The 14,602-nt window shown below is 74.3% G+C and carries 13 protein-coding genes and 2 pseudogenes; 6 read left to right on the top strand and 9 right to left on the bottom strand.

All coding sequences use genetic code 11. The annotated features are described in order from the left end of the window. Positions 1 to 193 precede the first annotated feature (193 nt). Positions 194 to 646: pseudogene (locus MTQ10_RS18550) on the bottom strand (hypothetical protein); the annotation flags it as partial. Between the two features lie 240 nt (positions 647 to 886). Beyond that, positions 887 to 1,588: a lipoprotein gene (locus MTQ10_RS18545; protein WP_247469501.1), complete on the bottom strand. Its 702-nt coding sequence runs from the start codon at positions 1,586 to 1,588 to the stop codon at positions 887 to 889. Between the two features lie 148 nt (positions 1,589 to 1,736). On the opposite strand from MTQ10_RS18545, the gene MTQ10_RS18540 reads away from it, so the two are divergent. Continuing rightward, entirely contained in the window at positions 1,737 to 2,405 is a 669-nt protein-coding gene (locus tag MTQ10_RS18540) for a GNAT family N-acetyltransferase (RefSeq protein WP_247469500.1), read from the top strand. Positions 2,406 to 2,476: 71 nt separating this feature from the next. Here MTQ10_RS18540 and MTQ10_RS18535 read toward each other — a convergent pair whose 3' ends face one another. After that, the gene (locus MTQ10_RS18535; RefSeq protein ID WP_247469499.1) at positions 2,477 to 2,866 is read right to left on the bottom strand and encodes a DUF4406 domain-containing protein; all 390 of its coding nucleotides are present in this window, start codon (positions 2,864 to 2,866) and stop codon (positions 2,477 to 2,479) included. A gap of 215 nt (positions 2,867 to 3,081) precedes the next feature. Between MTQ10_RS18535 and MTQ10_RS31480 the strand changes: the two genes are divergently transcribed. Continuing rightward, a complete protein-coding gene (locus MTQ10_RS31480) occupies positions 3,082 to 3,696 on the top strand; it encodes a hypothetical protein (RefSeq protein ID WP_308404576.1) in 615 nt (204 codons plus the stop codon). Between the two features lie 67 nt (positions 3,697 to 3,763). Here the strand turns inward: MTQ10_RS31480 and MTQ10_RS18525 are convergent, their stop codons facing one another. The 3 genes from MTQ10_RS18525 to MTQ10_RS18515 form a co-directional block, all read right to left on the bottom strand. Then, complete coding sequence (locus MTQ10_RS18525) at positions 3,764 to 4,429, bottom strand: maltokinase N-terminal cap-like domain-containing protein (protein WP_247469498.1); 666 nt, start codon at positions 4,427 to 4,429, stop codon at positions 3,764 to 3,766. A 56-nt stretch (positions 4,430 to 4,485) separates the two neighbouring features. After that, a complete protein-coding gene (locus MTQ10_RS18520; RefSeq protein WP_247469497.1) occupies positions 4,486 to 5,292 on the bottom strand; it encodes a DUF817 domain-containing protein in 807 nt (268 codons plus the stop codon). Positions 5,293 to 5,358: 66 nt separating this feature from the next. After that, positions 5,359 to 6,144, bottom strand: coding sequence for a maleylpyruvate isomerase family mycothiol-dependent enzyme (locus MTQ10_RS18515; protein ID WP_247469496.1), 786 nt, complete (start codon positions 6,142 to 6,144; stop codon positions 5,359 to 5,361). 61 nt (positions 6,145 to 6,205) lie between these two features. On the opposite strand from MTQ10_RS18515, the gene MTQ10_RS31690 reads away from it, so the two are divergent. The 3 genes from MTQ10_RS31690 (at position 6,206) to MTQ10_RS18500 (ending at position 9,768) form a co-directional block, all read left to right on the top strand. After that, positions 6,206 to 6,637, top strand: coding sequence for a hypothetical protein (locus MTQ10_RS31690; protein WP_374117632.1), 432 nt, complete (start codon positions 6,206 to 6,208; stop codon positions 6,635 to 6,637). A 166-nt stretch (positions 6,638 to 6,803) separates the two neighbouring features. Then, positions 6,804 to 8,129 carry a lipase family protein gene (locus MTQ10_RS18505; protein ID WP_247469495.1) on the top strand — a complete coding sequence of 442 codons (1,326 nt, stop codon included), beginning with the start codon at positions 6,804 to 6,806 and terminating at the stop codon, positions 8,127 to 8,129. Between the two features lie 151 nt (positions 8,130 to 8,280). Continuing rightward, the gene (locus tag MTQ10_RS18500; protein WP_247469494.1) at positions 8,281 to 9,768 is read left to right on the top strand and encodes an MFS transporter; all 1,488 of its coding nucleotides are present in this window, start codon (positions 8,281 to 8,283) and stop codon (positions 9,766 to 9,768) included. Between the two features lie 25 nt (positions 9,769 to 9,793). Here the strand turns inward: MTQ10_RS18500 and MTQ10_RS18495 are convergent. The 3 genes and pseudogenes from MTQ10_RS18495 to MTQ10_RS18485 all read right to left on the bottom strand — a co-directional run. Beyond that, positions 9,794 to 10,204, bottom strand: a pseudogene (locus MTQ10_RS18495) (DUF6010 family protein); the annotation flags it as partial. 186 nt (positions 10,205 to 10,390) lie between these two features. Beyond that, positions 10,391 to 12,244 carry a DUF2264 domain-containing protein gene (locus MTQ10_RS18490; protein WP_247469493.1) on the bottom strand — a complete coding sequence of 618 codons (1,854 nt, stop codon included), beginning with the start codon at positions 12,242 to 12,244 and terminating at the stop codon, positions 10,391 to 10,393. 122 nt (positions 12,245 to 12,366) lie between these two features. Next, positions 12,367 to 13,392 carry a hydroxyacid dehydrogenase gene (locus MTQ10_RS18485; RefSeq protein ID WP_247469492.1) on the bottom strand — a complete coding sequence of 342 codons (1,026 nt, stop codon included), beginning with the start codon at positions 13,390 to 13,392 and terminating at the stop codon, positions 12,367 to 12,369. A gap of 359 nt (positions 13,393 to 13,751) precedes the next feature. On the opposite strand from MTQ10_RS18485, the gene MTQ10_RS18480 reads away from it, so the two are divergent. Then, positions 13,752 to 14,570, top strand: a complete 819-nt coding sequence (locus MTQ10_RS18480) for a chitosanase (RefSeq protein WP_247469502.1) — start codon at positions 13,752 to 13,754, stop codon at positions 14,568 to 14,570. Positions 14,571 to 14,602 lie beyond the last annotated feature (32 nt).

Here is a 14,602-nt window from a genome sequence, read left to right as displayed (position 1 = left end):
GGACATCATGCGCTGCCTCAAACGCTTCGTGGCCCGCGAGGTCTACCGGGCCCTGACCAGCACACCGACCGAACGAATCACTCAAACCGACCTGGCTCCAGCGGCTTGACAGCCATAGGAGCATCCCTGCCCGTGCCGCTGTCGCGGCGCCGCAGGCCTCAGTCCGCCCCGGCTTCCTCGCTATCGCCCTCCGCGGGGTCAGCACGGTGAGCGTGGCGTGTGCCTGACGCAGCGCCAGCTCCAGGGTGACCGGACGGTACAGCGCGCCCGTGCCGTCCGGGGGGACCAGCCACTCCAGGGAGCGCGCGGGACGGTACGGCGGCGGTACGGCCACCCAGGAGCCCCGTCCTGCATGCCGCAGCCCCGCCCCGATCCACCGGCTGCCCCGCTCCGGGGGCAGGAAGAACCCGACCCGGCGCGCGGCCGAGTCCACCAGCGTCGGGCCGGGCACCGGCAGCGACGACTGCCACAGCAGATCCAGCGCCAGCAGTCCCAGCCGGTCGGGGACGCTCAGCACGTCCCAGTACCGGCCGGCCGCGAGCAGTGCGACGCCCTCGCCGTTGTCCCACGCCCGTTTGCATCCGCGGGGGTCTCCCGCAGCGGCGGCGAGCCATTCCACACCGCGCGCCCACGTCGTATCGCCCATGTCGTTTCCCCAGGCCGTCCTGTCCGGCACTGGAATGCTGGTGGATATTTCCATCCGGCGGAAGGGGTGGCGTGGTGTGGCGCTTCGACCCCGGCCGTTCGACGCTCGCGTCGGTGTTCGCCCGGCGCCGCCATGTGGGTGACGGGGCGCGCTCATCGCCGGCGGCGAGGTCCGCAGGAGGACGGTCGTCGACGGCGGTGAGGCCGGGCCCGGCCGCCCGGTGGCCGGCGTGCCGGTACCTCAGGTGGTGCGCACCGTGCGCTGGGCCAGGTCGAACGCCGGGAGCATCTCCTCGTGTTCCTGGGTGTCCAGGCCGCCCAGGTGCACCACGACCGGGCCGTCCGCCGTGACCACGGCGAACGCGCACTCCTCCTTCGACTCCTCCAGCAGCTCGTCCCACACCTCGTAGTCCACCCGGACACCCTTGAGGCCGCCCGAGGAGAACGTCCGGTACGTGGCGTGCCGCGCGCCCTCCTCCGCCGTCACGAACTTCTGCAGCGCGCCCCGGGCGTCCGCGTCGCCCGGCCCGGCCTTCCACACGCGCAGGAAGCCGATGTTGCCGGCGGGCTTGGCGTCGACCTCGCACACGGCGGTGAAGGGACCCTGGTGCAGGAGGCTCTCCATCAGCTCCTTGCGCAGATCCTCCCCGAGCCCGTCCGAGGGACTCGCCGACGGTTCCGTCACCCTGACGGCCATCGGCTTCCAGTCCGGGGCGATGTCGAAGGCGACGGGCAGCGGACAGGCGGAGCCGGCGGGGCCGACGCGTCCGCCGGCGGCCGGTGAGGCGGTGCCCGAGGCACTCGGGTGCGCGGAGACCGGCGCGGTGGGTGACACCGGCGCCCTCGCGCCCTTGTCGTCCGTGTCTCCGCAGCCCGCCAGCACCCCTGCCAGGAGCAGCGCCTGCGCCGCCCCGAGCCATCCCGCCCCGGTCCTGTTCCGCATCGCCCGTTCTCCCCTCAACATGAGCCGGGATACAGTAACCGACCCGCGCCCACCTGCCTCTACGGCTGCGCGCAACGGCCGGAAGGGGCCGGGAGACGGGCCGGAACGACTCTTGCGGGAGCGCTCCCACGGCGGCAGGATGCGACACATGAGCGATCACCCCTCGGTCCGCCCCTACCATCGGCGGGACCGCGACGGGGTCGCCGACGTGTGCGTCCGCACGGCCGACAACGGCGGCGACTCCCGGCACCTCTACCCCGACCGGCAGCTCATGCCGACACTGTTCGCCGCCCCCTACTGCCACTTCGATCCCGGCCTGGCGTTCGTCCTCGACGACGGCCGCGGCGGCGTCGGCGGCTACATCGTCGGCACCGCCGACACCGAGCGCTTCGTCCGCGACTGGCGCGACCGGTGGCTGCCGCTCGTCGGCGACCGCTATCCGCCCCTGGAGAGGCCGCCCCGCACGCCGACGGAGGAGATGATCGCCCTGCTGCACCGGCCGGAGCGCATGATCCTCCCCGAACTGCGGCCCTACCCCGCCCACTTGCACATCGACCTGCTTCCCGAGTGGCAGCGCCGGGGCTACGGCAGGCGCCTGATGCACACCTTCCTCGCCGCCCTGCACGAGCGCGGCGTGCCCGCCGTGCACCTCGGCATGGTGACGGCCAACACCGCGGCACGCGCCTTCTACGACAGGCTCGGCTTCCACCCCATCGAGGTGCCCGACCCCGGGCCGCTGACCTACCTGGGGCGGAGCACGCAGGCCGACGCGGCCGAGGCCGACGCGGGCGGGGCGAGCGCGAGCCGGGCCGGCTGAGCGCCCGGGCAAGGCGGCTCAGGGCCGTCGACGCCCCGTGGAACACGGTCGGCTGTGGGGGAGGAGCGGGCTCAGACGCCGGGGTCGACCGCCGGATGCGTGAACCGTACGGGCTTGCCCAGCGACCGGGCGTACGCGATCTCGGCGCGGGTGCTGTCCCCGACGCGGTCGCCGACCACGAGGACCTCGTCGGCGAGCCGGATCTTCGCCCGGTGGAGTTCACCGAGCCGGGCCCGCAGTGCCTCGGCCTCGGCGGGACCGCGGCGGAGGCCGTCCGGCGACCGCATGTCGAAGCCCGGTTTGACGACGATCCTTCCGGCCTCGGTCTCCCGCAGCTCGGCCTCGGCCATTTCGGCCATGAAACGGGTGGAGCCGCAGATCACGACGATACCGGGGAGGTCCAACAGCCTTTTCGCGTCGGCGAGTCGCTCCTCGGGTGCGAGCGTTCGCGGATCCGGCACTGGTCCTCCCGGTGGTGAGGGCGTCGAAAGCCGGTCGCGGTCGGCCGGGCTTGGGATCCACTCTGCCATCAGCCACGGACGGGGCATGCTCCCCCTCGCAGTTGTGTCGAACGGAGATGCGAACCGGGTCGTCCACAGGTCTGCCCACTGTCAGTGCCCGGTCGTACATTGCCGGGCACACGGACACTCGGGCGGACACGACGGGGGGAGCCGCCATGTCGGAGGATCCGTACGGCCAGGGGGCCGCGAACCCGTACGGCGAACCGGACCGCCCGAACGGGCCGCCGCCACCCGGGCCTTGGCCGGAGCCGGGCGGTCGGCAGGACGTGCCGTTCCACGGGCCGGAACCGCTCGCGTCCGGGATGCCGCCGATGCCGTCGGCGCCGCCGCCCGCACCCGCGGACGGTCTGCTCGCCGTGGCCGTCGCGGTGCTCAACCTCAGCGGCCTCGGCCTCAAATACGCGCTGCTGCGCAGATGGCTGCCGATGCTCGCGTGCTGGGCGACGACCGCCGTCCTGCTGCTGGTGATGCTGCCCGCCGACCCGGACGGCGTGCCCGCCGGCCTGCTCGTCGGACACGCCGCCGTACTGCTCGCCGCAGCCGTCCACGGCGGCATCGCCGGACTGCGCAGGCGGCCGTCCTGGCCGTCGCACGCCCCGCTCGCCCTGCTCCGCGGACTGGTCCTGCTCGCCGTGCCCGCCGCCGGTGCCGTGCACAAGCCCGACGGCGACAGCGTCTCCTCACCGGGCACCGACACGGCCAAGCTGGAACCGGGCCACATCCACACCGAGTGCGCCTGCACCTCACAGGGCCTCGGCACGACGCTCTGACCGGCACCGGCACCGGCACCGGCACCGTACGAGGGGCGCGAGTCCGGTGCCGGGACGGGCGGCGACGTCACGCCTCCGGCGTCGGCGTCCGGTGCAGCTCGGCGAACACCCCGCGGACGCGCGCGCCGTCCGGTGCCCGCCACACGCCGGACACCTGGCCGAGGACACCCGCCGCCGGTGACGCGACCGAGCCGTCCGGTGCGGGCCGCAGCATGCGGTGCAGCCGCAGGGCGACGCCCGGCGCCGCGAGGACGCTGCCCTCGGCGTCGTCGGCGGCGGTCAGAGCCACGGGCAGCGGCCCCTCGCCCGTGTACGAGACCGCGACGTCCAGATCGGGCGCGTCGCTGACGCTCTGCGCCTGCGCCTGCGCGCGTCCCTCCAGCAGCGCCGCCAACTGCGCGACGAGCACAGGGTCGTGGCAGCCGTCGTACGCCCAGCGCTGCCCGAGCACACCGTGCTCCATCGTGCCGACGAGGGCGTGCTCCGCGCCCTCCAGCGGGGCGCCCCGGTAGGTGAGCGGCACGGAGTAGGTGACGGGTTCCGGACCGGAGGTGTCGTTGACGACCATGAACTCGATCCCGACCTCCCCGGCCGGGTCGTCCAGCCGGAACCCGCCGGCCTTCTCCAGCTCCGGGCCCCCGGCGTCGCCGCCGTACCACGGGCGGCCCGGCAGCCACGAGGTGAGCAGCTCCAGCTTGGTCGGCTTCACATGGGTGTGATGGATGACGGCCATGAAGACGGGACCTCTTTCCTCGGACGGTCTGCTCGAACGGTCACGTGCACCCCCACCTAAGCACCCGGCACGCCCCCGGACCGCAGCGATGCCGTCCACGGCCGCTCCGACGCCTTCACCCGCTCGGCCACCACGAACGTGACGCTGATGAGCAGCGCCCATGCCACGATCTTGCTCGGTGACACCGGCTGCCAGCCGTGCAACTGGGACGGATAACTCCACGCCCCCGCGTACGTGGCGGCGTTCTCCGCCACCCACAGGAAGAAGCCGATCAGGACGAACGACACGGCGAGCGGCATACGGTAACGGTCCCGGCCCACCGAGAAGCCGACCCACGTGCCCGCGGTGGCCAGCACCAGCGCCGCCGCGAGAGGCCAGCGCAGGTCCGGCAGCCAGTGGTGGGTGAAGAAGTTGACGTACACCGCGCCCGCGACGACGCTCGTCGCCACCGTCCGATAGCCGGTGCAGCGCAGCCGGAACAGACGCCAGGCCCGGCACATGTAACCGGCCACCGCCGCATACATGAAACCGCCGTACAACGGCACCCCGGCGATCTTCGTGACGGCGTCCTCCGGGTAGCTCCACGAACCCAGCCGCACCTTGACCAGCTCGAACAGCAGGCCCACCGCATGGCATACGGCGATCACCACCGTGTCCCGCCGACTCTCCCAGCCGACCAGCCGGGCCACGACGGTCAGGACCACGCCGTACAGCAGCACCAGGTCGTAGCGGGCCACGGGCAGCGGCGGCAGCAGCCGGGACAGACCGATCCCGCCGAGCAGCGCCACCGCGAAGGCGCAGCATCGCAGTTGCAGCACCCCGAACCTGACCAGCTGCGCCACACCGTTTTTGAACGTGTTCATATCGGTGGGGACGCTGAGGGAGGGCGATCGGTTTTCGGTTCGCGCCACGCATTGCGCGGCGCGCCGTCACTCGATCCAGAAGGCGGTCCGCTCCAGCCACAGGTCGAGCAGGGCGGTGTCGCCGTCCACGCGCAGCCGGTCCCGGACGGGACGGCCGTACACGAGCAGCAGCAGATCGCTCGGCGTGCCCCGCACGGAAACGGCCGCGGGGCCGCCGCCGTCCTCCGTCCACCGCGGGACGTCTTCGGTGAGGTCCACGTACCAGCCCCCGCCCGGGCCGTCCGACGGCTCGAACCGCAGCGTGCGGCCCGGCCCGAGCAGCGGCACCTCCCCGTCCTCGGTGCCGTACGCCTCCGGGACCTGCCCGAACCCCAGCCACTCCTCGAAGCCGTCCCGTGCCACCGCCGGGTCCAGCGCGTACGGGACGCCCGCCGTCCACGCGGCGTCGGCCCGGTGCACGGTGGTCTCGGTCAGCATGCGCCGCGCCCAGAAGGTGATCGGCCGGTCCGGTACGACCGTCCACACGCGCGTGCCGGGACCGGCCTCGGTCAGCGCGTCGGTGAGCCGGCGCGCCCCTTCGGCGACCCAGTCCCGCACCACGTCCGGGTCCTTGTCGTCGTAGTGGAAGACCTCGTTGACGAGTGTGTCCGGGACGGGTTCGGTGGCACGGCCGCGGACCACGGTGTCGGCCCAGCGGTGGGTGCCGCCGACGTGCCGCAGCAGCTGACCGAAGTTCCAGCCGGGGCAGGTCGGGACGCGGGCGGCAAGCTCGGCGCCCTCCGTGAGGGAGAGCAACAGGTCGGTCTGGGTGAGGATTTCTGCGCAGTAGCGGTCGAGACTCCAGTCGGTCATGTGTCCACGCTGTCGAGCCGGCCCCCCGGCGTTCAGCCGCGTTCCCGGCGGGCGGGCTGGAGTGATCGCCCTGTCCCAGGACGCCTTCGACCAGGCCCGACAGCGACCCCCGCACCATGCGGCGGACCCCGCCGCGGCCGGCGCCGGCGCCGTCGACCAGGGCTGGGACCGCGGGTTCCTCGACGAGGAGGCCTACCAGTGGGTGCGGGACCCCGCCCTGCTGTCGGACGAGGAGTGCCTGCTGCCGTGGGCGGTGGGCATCGACGTCAAAACCGAGTTCCTCGCCGCCGCCTCGCGACTCACCGTCGGTCTGTCGGAGCCGGAGCACGTCGCCGCGCCCGCCTTCGACAAGAAGATCCCCGGCATCCGCCCCGCTCGCACCCCCGCTCGGCCCGCACCCCCGGCCCTGGCCGCGCGGGGCAGGTCCGGACCATTCCTCCCTCCTGACCTGCCGTCTTGTGCGCTGAGTGAGCGTTCGGGTGACTGTTATTGAACACTGAGTCAAATTACCGAACCGTAACCTGACGAGCGCTACCCGCGGTAACTCCAGGTCGCTTACGGTCCCTTCGCTCCACTCACCACGGGCGCACGGACGACCGGCGGGACGACCGCGTCCCCGTGCGCCTCTCCCCGCATGCCCGTTCACAGGAGGTCTCCCCATGCCCGCCTGCAGACGGCTTCTGGCCGCGGCGGTCACCGCCGCCGCCTGCCTGGGCGCACAGGCCCTGGCCGCCCCTGCCGCATCCGCCACGGACACCGTCGTGTCCCGTGGAGTCACCGTTCCCGCCTTCTACACCCCGCCCGCCACCCTGCCCGCCGCCAACGGCGCGCTGGTGCGCACCGAACCCCTGCCGCTGGCGCTCAGCCTGCCCGGCCTCGACGGGCCGCTGCCCGGCCGCGCCACCCGGCTGATGTACAAGTCGACCGACGCCGACGGCCGGCCGGTGGCGGTCACCGGCGCCTACATCGAACCCTCCGCCTCCTGGAAGGGCGGCGGGGCCCGCCCCCTCGTCGCCGTGGCTCCCGGCACCCTGGGCCAGGGCGACCAGTGCGCGGCCTCCCTCGGCCTGGAGCACCCGCTCACGCTGAACTTCCAGACGGTCTCCGTCGGCTACGAGGACCTGGCGATCTACCGCCTCCTCGCCTCCGGCATCGCCGTCGTCGTCACCGACTACGGCGGTCTCGGCACCACCGACCGGCTCCACACCTACGTCAACCGCGTCGACGAGGGCCATGTGGTCCTGGACGCCGTGCGCGCCGCACGCGCCCTGCCCGGCACCTCGCTCACCTCCGCCTCCCGCATCGGGCTCTACGGCTACAGCCAGGGCGGCGGCGCCACCGCCGCCGCGGCCGAACTGCAGCCGTCGTACGCGCCCGACGTCCGCCTGTCCGGCAGCTACGTCGGCGCGCCCCCGGCCGACCTCACCGAGGTCACCAAGGCCATCGACGGCAGCGAACTGGCCGGCGCGCTCGGCTGGTCCCTCAACGGCTTCCTGCAGTCCGACCCGTCCCTTCGGCCCATCGCCGACGCCCACCTCAACGACGCCGGCAAGAAGGCCATGCAGGACCTGTCCACCATGTGCGTCGGCGACGGCATCCTGCACTACGCCTACAAGAGCAGCACCCGGTGGACGAACGACGGCAGTTCCCTGAGCGAGATCATCGCCGGCACGCCCGCCCTGAAGTCCTTCCTCGACACCCAGCGCATCGGCAGGCTCAAGCCGTCCGGCCCGGTCCGGGTGGCGACCGGCGTCAATGACAACCTGGTCCCGCACGGGCAGGCCCGCCGCCTCGCCGTCGACTGGTGCAAGAAGGGCGCCGACGTCACCTACAAGCCGGTCGTCCTGCCCGGCCTGGGCAGCGCCCTGATCAACCACTTCACCCCGCTCCTCACCGACCAGGGCGACGCGATCGACTGGCTCACCGACCGGCTGTCCGGCCGGGCGGCCACCTCCAACTGCTGGAGCATGCCCATCCAGCCCTGACCGGGCTCGCTCTCCCGTGGGTACCGGCCCCGCAGCCGGTTTCGGACGCCGCCCACGGGTCACGCATGGACAAGTGTGGCGCCGGCGCGGCCGGTACTCCCGGCCGTACCGGCGCCACCGGTTCGGTCCGGTCGCGTGGAGAGGAGCCCGTATGGCCCGTACGGCGTCCGAGGCACCGGCCGGCGCGGGCCGGCAGCGGTGGAAGGCCCTGTGGGTCACCCTCGTCACCGGGTTCATGACCCTGCTCGACGTGACCATCGTCGCCGTCGCCCTGCCCTCCCTCCAGCACGGCCTGAACGCCTCCGCCGCCTCGGTGCAGTGGGTCGTCTCCGGCTACGCCCTGTCGTTCGCGCTCGCCCTGGTCCCGGCCGGGCGGCTCGGCGACGCCGTCGGCAGACGCCGTATCTTCCTCGCCGCTCTCGCCGCGTTCGTGGTGTGCAGCGCCGCCGCCGGCGCCGCACCCACCGCCGGCCTGCTCATCGCGGCACGCGTGGCGCAGGGCGCCGCCGCCGGCTGCCTCGCCCCGCAGAACTCCGCGCTCATCCAGCAGATGTTCCACGGCGCCGAACGGGGCCGCGCGTTCGGGCTGCTCGGCGCCACCGTCGGGGTGTCGAGCGCCGTCGGGCCGGTCGTCGGCGGACTGGTCCTCACCCTCGCCTCCGGACCGGAGGGCTGGCGGTGGATCTTCTACGTCAACGTGCCGATCGGCCTGACCGCTCTCCTCCTCGGCGCCCGCCTCCTGCCCCGCGTGGCACCCGGCCGGGGCAGCCGGCGGCTCGACCTGCCCGGCGTGGGTCTGCTCGGCGCGGGCGTGCTCGCCCTGATGCTGCCCCTGGTGTTCGCCGAGGACGGGGGAGTGGCCCGGCTGTGGTGGCTGTTCCCGGCCGGCGCGGCCCTGCTGGTCGTCTTCGCCCGCTGGGAGCACCGCGTCACCGCGCGCGGCGGGCAGCCACTGCTCGACCCGCGCCTCGCCACCGGCACCCGCGGCTACCTGCCGGGCGCCACGCTCGGCGCGCTGTACTTCGTCGGGTTCAGCGGCATCTGGATCGTCTTCGCCCTGTTCTTCCAGAACGGGCTCGGCTACTCGCCGCTCAGCTCCGGGCTGGTGGTGACGCCGTTCGCGCTCGGCTCCGCCACAGCGGCCGTCGTGGCGGGACGGCTCGTGGAGCGGTTCGGCCGGCTCCTCACCGTGTACGGGCTGGTCACCGTGATGGCCGGCCTCGGCACGACCGCCCTCCTGCTGGGCCGCGCCCCCACCGGCGCGCTGCCCTGGTTCGCGGCCCCCGCCCTGCTCGTGGCCGGGCTGGGCAGCGGCTGCGTCATCTCGCCGAACGTCACCATGACCCTGCGGGACGTCCCGGTCCGCATGGCGGGCGCGGCCGGCGGTGCCCTCCAGACCGGGCAGCGGCTCGGCAGCGCCGTCGGTACGGCACTGCTGCCGGGCCTGTTCTATCTGGTGCTGAACGCGACCGGCGGCGACCACCGGGCCGCCGTGTCGGTCGCCGTGGGCGCGGCGTCCGCCACGATGCTCGCCGCGTTCGCCGTGGCGGTCGCCGACCGGCGGCGCGACCGGCACGACGGGACCGCGGCCGACGGCCGGGAGTCCGCCGCCGGCACCGCACACGCGGGCCGGCCGTAGCCGGCGCCGTATTCGCACATCGCCCGCCCGCCGCGCGGAACCGCCTACGCGTCCGGCCCGGCAGCCGGCCCCGCGGCCGGACCCCGCCACGCAGACACCACAGTGCGATCACGGGATCGCAGATCGCGCAGCCGAACGACGCGTCGTGCGCGAACGGGATGAACGGCTGCCCCTGGAGGTGGTGCACGATGTCCCAGCCGGTGTACAGCAGCCGGCCCGCGCCGATCCGGTTCCACGAGTCCAGGCCCCGACAGGCGGCATACGTGGTGAGCGCCGTGAACGCGAACTTTCAGCCGCCCAGCGCCCCGCCGCTGAGATGGGCGGCGCCCGCCCCGCCGACCGGCACGGCGTCGAGGCGGCGCCGGTGCGGCTCGCGGACCAGGGACATCAGCAGGGCGTAGACGATTCCGATGACGACGGGCACGACGTACGGCATCCGGGGCTCTCTCGCGCTCTCGCGTGCGGTTCTCGCTCACGGTGGACGGGGACGCCTCGACGCCAGGCGCGCCTTCCCGCAGGCCCCAGAGGCGTTCGTGACGCGTTCCGACGGGATGTCGCCACCGAGGCCGGGGGCGGCCCGCCCGTCGGTCACGCCGCCGGGTGCGGCACTCCGTCGCCTCCGTCACACCGCCTCGTGCGTCACCCGCACCGGGTCGAACGACACCCGGGTGACCGCGCCGCCCGCCCAGACGACCTCCACCGTCGCCCCGTCGGCCGTGGTGCGGGTGACGGCCTTGGGCAGCGGAGGGCCGGTCGGGTCGCCGCTCAGCACGGCCAGGCACACATGCACCGACGTGCCCCCGGCCGTCCCGGTGAGCCGCGGCACCTGCGCCCACCGGGTGAACGCGGTGCCGTACGGCGCGGGCACCGCCTTCGCGGGCGCGTCCCAGCCGTACAGCGGATGCAACGCGGACAGCAGCGGCTCATCGGGCCCCGTCGCCCAGCCGGTGTGGCTGACCCGCGCGCCCGGCGGCGCCCCGACGACCCGGTGCACGCGCAGCTCGTACCGCCCGTGCGCCACCGTGACGCTCTCCACCCGCAGGCCCGGCACCATCGGAGGGCCGATCGTGAACACAGGCCGGTGCCAGGACGCCGCCCACCCCCAGCCGTCGCCGTGCCCGGCGCCCAGCGGGTGCAGGCGGCGCCGGACACTGCTCCGGCCGGCGACCTCCACCGACAGACGGTTGTCCGCCGGGTTGCCCGGCGCGGTCGGCCCGGTCCGTGTGGAGTAGGCCTGGCGGCCGTAGTGCGGGTCGTCGTCGGCGGCCGACTCGCCCTCGTGCGGGCGCACATGGTCGCTGCCGTGGTTGTGCAGCCGTACGACGCCGTCCGCGGAAGTCGCCTGGACCAGCAGCCCCGGCGCGGGCAGCGCCAGCACCCGGTCGCCCTCCTCCACCGGCGCCGCCTCCTCACGCGCCGTCCACAGCGGGTGCCCGGGGGGCGCCAGCAGGGCGACGAACGCCTTCGACGCCCAGTACGGCGACGCCGGACCCGAGTAGCCCTGCACCGTCGGCGCGTGCGGGCCGTACCAGCCGAGGCTCAGCAGCCCGTCCCCGCTCAGCGCGCCCCGCTCCAGGAAGTGACGCAGACCGCCGCTCGCCAGCCGCCGCGAGGCGCCCGGTGCGAGCGGCGTGTGCCCGGTCAGCGCGCCCAGCGACACGGCCGTCGAGGCGGCGAAACGGTACGTCAGCGAGCGGCCGAAGTGCATCGGCGCCCCGTCGGCGCCGAACATCAGGCCGTACCCCGCCAGATGGGAGCGCAGCCGCGCCCCGAAGCGGTCCAGGAGGGCCCTGTCGCCCGAGAGGTGGGCGTCCAGCACCGGATACAGGTGCAGTGCCCAGCCGTTGTAGTGGTCGAAGGCACGGCCGTCGCCGTCGGCGTACCAGCCGTCGCCCCGGTACCACGTCTCGAGCAGCTCCAGCGCCCGCTCCCGGGCCGCCGCCGTCTCCGCGTCGCCCCGGCCCACCGACTCCAGGAACCCGGCGACGGTGAACGGGAACAGATACCAGTTGTTCGGCGCGGGGGAGTGCCGCAGCGCCCCGCGCAGCCAGGCCTCCGTCCGCTCCCGCACCCCCTCGTCGAGGTGCTGCCACAGCCACGGCGCGGTCAGCCGCAGCCCGAGCGCGACCGACGCGGACTCCACCATCGGCTGGCCCCGCACGTCGTGGTCGAGGATCACCGGCCAGGACTCGGCGTCGTCCCGGCCCGGGGTGCGGGTGCCCGCGGCGAGGCCGTCCGCGTACCATTCCAGCCGGCCGTGCGGGTCCTCGCCGCCGGCGCCCGCGACGCGGAACGCTGCGGCGAGGAACGTGCGCGCGTACCCCTCCAGGCCGTCCGAGCGCACCCCCGACACCGACGGCCGGCCCGGCAGGTGCAGCAGCGCGCCGCCCGGCGTGCGCCAGTGCCAGGCTGCCGCGAGCAGCCCGTCCGCCACGGCCTCCCAGTGGGCGCGGGTGTACCCCGTGTACGGGCTCACCTCGCGGTCCTCGGCGGGCAGTGGGAACGGGACGCCCGCACGGGCAGGGGCCGCGGATGCCGCGCGGGCGGGGCCCGTGGCGTCGGGGCCTGTCGTGCCGGGGCCTGTGGTGCCGGGACCGCTCATGCCTGGAAGGCCAGCCTTTCGCGTCGTACGGGATGGAGGAAACCGGCGCCGGAGGCCCAGCGGGCCGCCTCGGCGACCGCCGTGCCGGCGAGGCGCCGCCACTCGTTGCCCTGGGACCCGGCCAGATGAGGGGTGATCAGCACGTTCTCGCAGTCCCACAACGGGTGGTCCGGCGGCAGCACTTCGGGCTCGGTCACATCGAGCACCGCCCGGATCCGCCCGGCCAGCGCCGCCTCGGTGAGCGCCTCCTGGTCGACGACCGCCCCGCGCGCGGTGTTGATCAGTACGGCCCCGGGGCGCAGCGCCGCGATCAGCTCCCGCCCGACCAGTCCCCGCGTCTCCGGCAGCAGCGGCGTGTGCACGCTGACGGTGTCGCTGCGGGCGAACAGCTCGGGCAGCCCCACCCGTTCCACACCGAGGGCCTCGGCGTCGGCGTCGGTGACGTACGGGTCGTACAGCAGCACCCGCAGGTCGTGCGGGCGCAGCAGCTCGATGACGCGGCGTCCGATCAGCGACGCCGACAGGATGCCGACCGTACGGCCGTGGTTGCCGACCGTGCGGAGTGTGCGCCAGGCGGCGCGGGCGCGGGCCGTGCGGTAGGCGCGGGCCTGCTCCAGGACGTCCTTGCCGGTGAGGAGGATCATCGCCAGCGTGTACTCGGCGACCGGCAGCGCGTTGGCCGCGGCGGCCGACGACACCTCGATGCCGCGCTCCCAGCAGGCGCCGGTGACATGGCCGCGGACACTGCCCGCGGTGTGCACGACCGCCCGCAGCCGGGGCGCCGCCGCGAGGACCTCCTCGTCCAGCGGAGGGCAGCCCCAGCCGGTGACCAGCAGCTCCACATCGGCGAGGACGGCACGCGCGCGAGGGGTCGTCAGATCGTCGAGGACGGGCGGCGGGACGAGGTCGCAGACCTCGCCGAGCGCTGCCAGCGACTCGGCGTCGAGGACGGCGGCGGCGGTGTCGGCGGACATGGCGAGAGCGGCGCGCGGGCGCGGGCGGGTCGGCTGTGCCTCGGTCATCGGACGGGGTGACTCCCCTCGGGTGCGGCGCGGCGCGGGCCGCGCGGTCGTGGACCACTCGCGCGGGACGCGTCGCCGCGTCTGCCGCGCCGCCGTACGCCCGGCGGGCCCGTTCGGTCCGCCCAAAACGTCCGGTCGAGCCATACGGCCTCCACCCTAACCACCGGCCGGTACGGCACCGCAGGCCTTCGGCACGGAAGTCCGCCGACGCGCGGGAGAGGGGCGTGCCGGACGGGACGATCTCCGGCGCCGGCCGAACCGTGGACAGCTTCGTGGCGTCCTGTCGAACAGTGATAGGAATTTTCCCGACAAGCCGGTACGGGCAGGTCCCGCACCCTCACCCACCAGGAGACCTCGTGATGCACGCCGCTCGCAGGGCGGCCCTCTCCCTGCTCGCCGCGGTCACCGCCGCCGTCCCGATGACCTCCGCCCGGTCCGCCGCGCACTCCGGCCCGGCCTCCTCCGGCGCCGCCCGCCTCGACCACCCGGCGAAGAAGGAGATCGCCATGCGGCTGGTGTCGAGCGCGGAGAACTCCTCGCTCGACTGGCAGGCCCAGTACGCCTACATCGAGGACATCGGCGACGGCCGCGGCTACACCGGCGGCATCATCGGCTTCTGCTCCGGCACCGGCGACATGCTCGACGTCGTCGAGCTGTACACGGCACGCCGGCCCGGCAACGTCCTCGCCCCCTACCTCCCCGCCCTGCGCCGCGTCGACGGCACCGCCTCCCACGAGGGCCTCGACCCCGGCTTCCCCGACGACTGGCGCCGGGCCGCCCACGACCCGGAGTTCCGGCGCGCCCAGGACGACGAACGCGACCGCGTCTACTTCGACCCCGCCGTACGGCAGGCCGTCGCGGACGGGCTCGGTGTGCTCGGGCAGTTCGCGTACTACGACGCCCTCGTCATGCACGGCGGCGGCGACGACCCGCTCGGCTTCCCCGCCATCCGCGCGCAGGCCGTGCAGCGGGCCCGGACACCGGCCCGGGGCGGCGACGAGACCGCGTACCTCACCGCCTTCCTCGACGCGCGGACCTGGGCGATGCGGCAGGAGAGAGCGCACGAGGACACCAGCCGGGTCGACACCGCCCAACGGGTCTTCCTGCGCGAGGGCAACCTGAACCTCGACCCGCCGCTGCGGTGGCAGGTCTACGGGGACCACTACCGCATCGGCTGACGGCGACGGCGCGGGGGCGGGTGCCCGGGGGG

Source organism: Streptomyces sp. XM83C (assembly GCF_023072675.1).
Lineage (GTDB): Bacteria > Actinomycetota > Actinomycetes > Streptomycetales > Streptomycetaceae > Streptomyces > Streptomyces thermocoprophilus.
This window is presented reverse-complemented; position numbering and strand designations above follow the sequence as displayed.

Bases quoted from the DNA above. Each gene is read 5' to 3' on its own strand.
- MTQ10_RS18480 (WP_247469502.1), top strand. From the start codon at position 13,752: ATGCACGCCGCTCGCAGGGCGGCCCTCTCCCTGCTCGCCGCGGTCACC.
- MTQ10_RS18500 (WP_247469494.1), top strand. From the start codon at position 8,281: ATGGCCCGTACGGCGTCCGAGGCACCGGCCGGCGCGGGCCGGCAGCGG.
- MTQ10_RS18540 (WP_247469500.1), top strand. From the start codon at position 1,737: ATGAGCGATCACCCCTCGGTCCGCCCCTACCATCGGCGGGACCGCGAC.
- MTQ10_RS18545 (WP_247469501.1), bottom strand. From the start codon at position 1,588: ATGCGGAACAGGACCGGGGCGGGATGGCTCGGGGCGGCGCAGGCGCTG.
- MTQ10_RS18515 (WP_247469496.1), bottom strand. From the start codon at position 6,144: ATGACCGACTGGAGTCTCGACCGCTACTGCGCAGAAATCCTCACCCAG.
- MTQ10_RS18525 (WP_247469498.1), bottom strand. From the start codon at position 4,429: ATGGCCGTCATCCATCACACCCATGTGAAGCCGACCAAGCTGGAGCTG.
- MTQ10_RS31480 (WP_308404576.1), top strand. From the start codon at position 3,082: ATGTCGGAGGATCCGTACGGCCAGGGGGCCGCGAACCCGTACGGCGAA.
- MTQ10_RS18520 (WP_247469497.1), bottom strand. From the start codon at position 5,292: ATGAACACGTTCAAAAACGGTGTGGCGCAGCTGGTCAGGTTCGGGGTG.
- MTQ10_RS18505 (WP_247469495.1), top strand. From the start codon at position 6,804: ATGCCCGCCTGCAGACGGCTTCTGGCCGCGGCGGTCACCGCCGCCGCC.
- MTQ10_RS18485 (WP_247469492.1), bottom strand. From the start codon at position 13,392: ATGACCGAGGCACAGCCGACCCGCCCGCGCCCGCGCGCCGCTCTCGCC.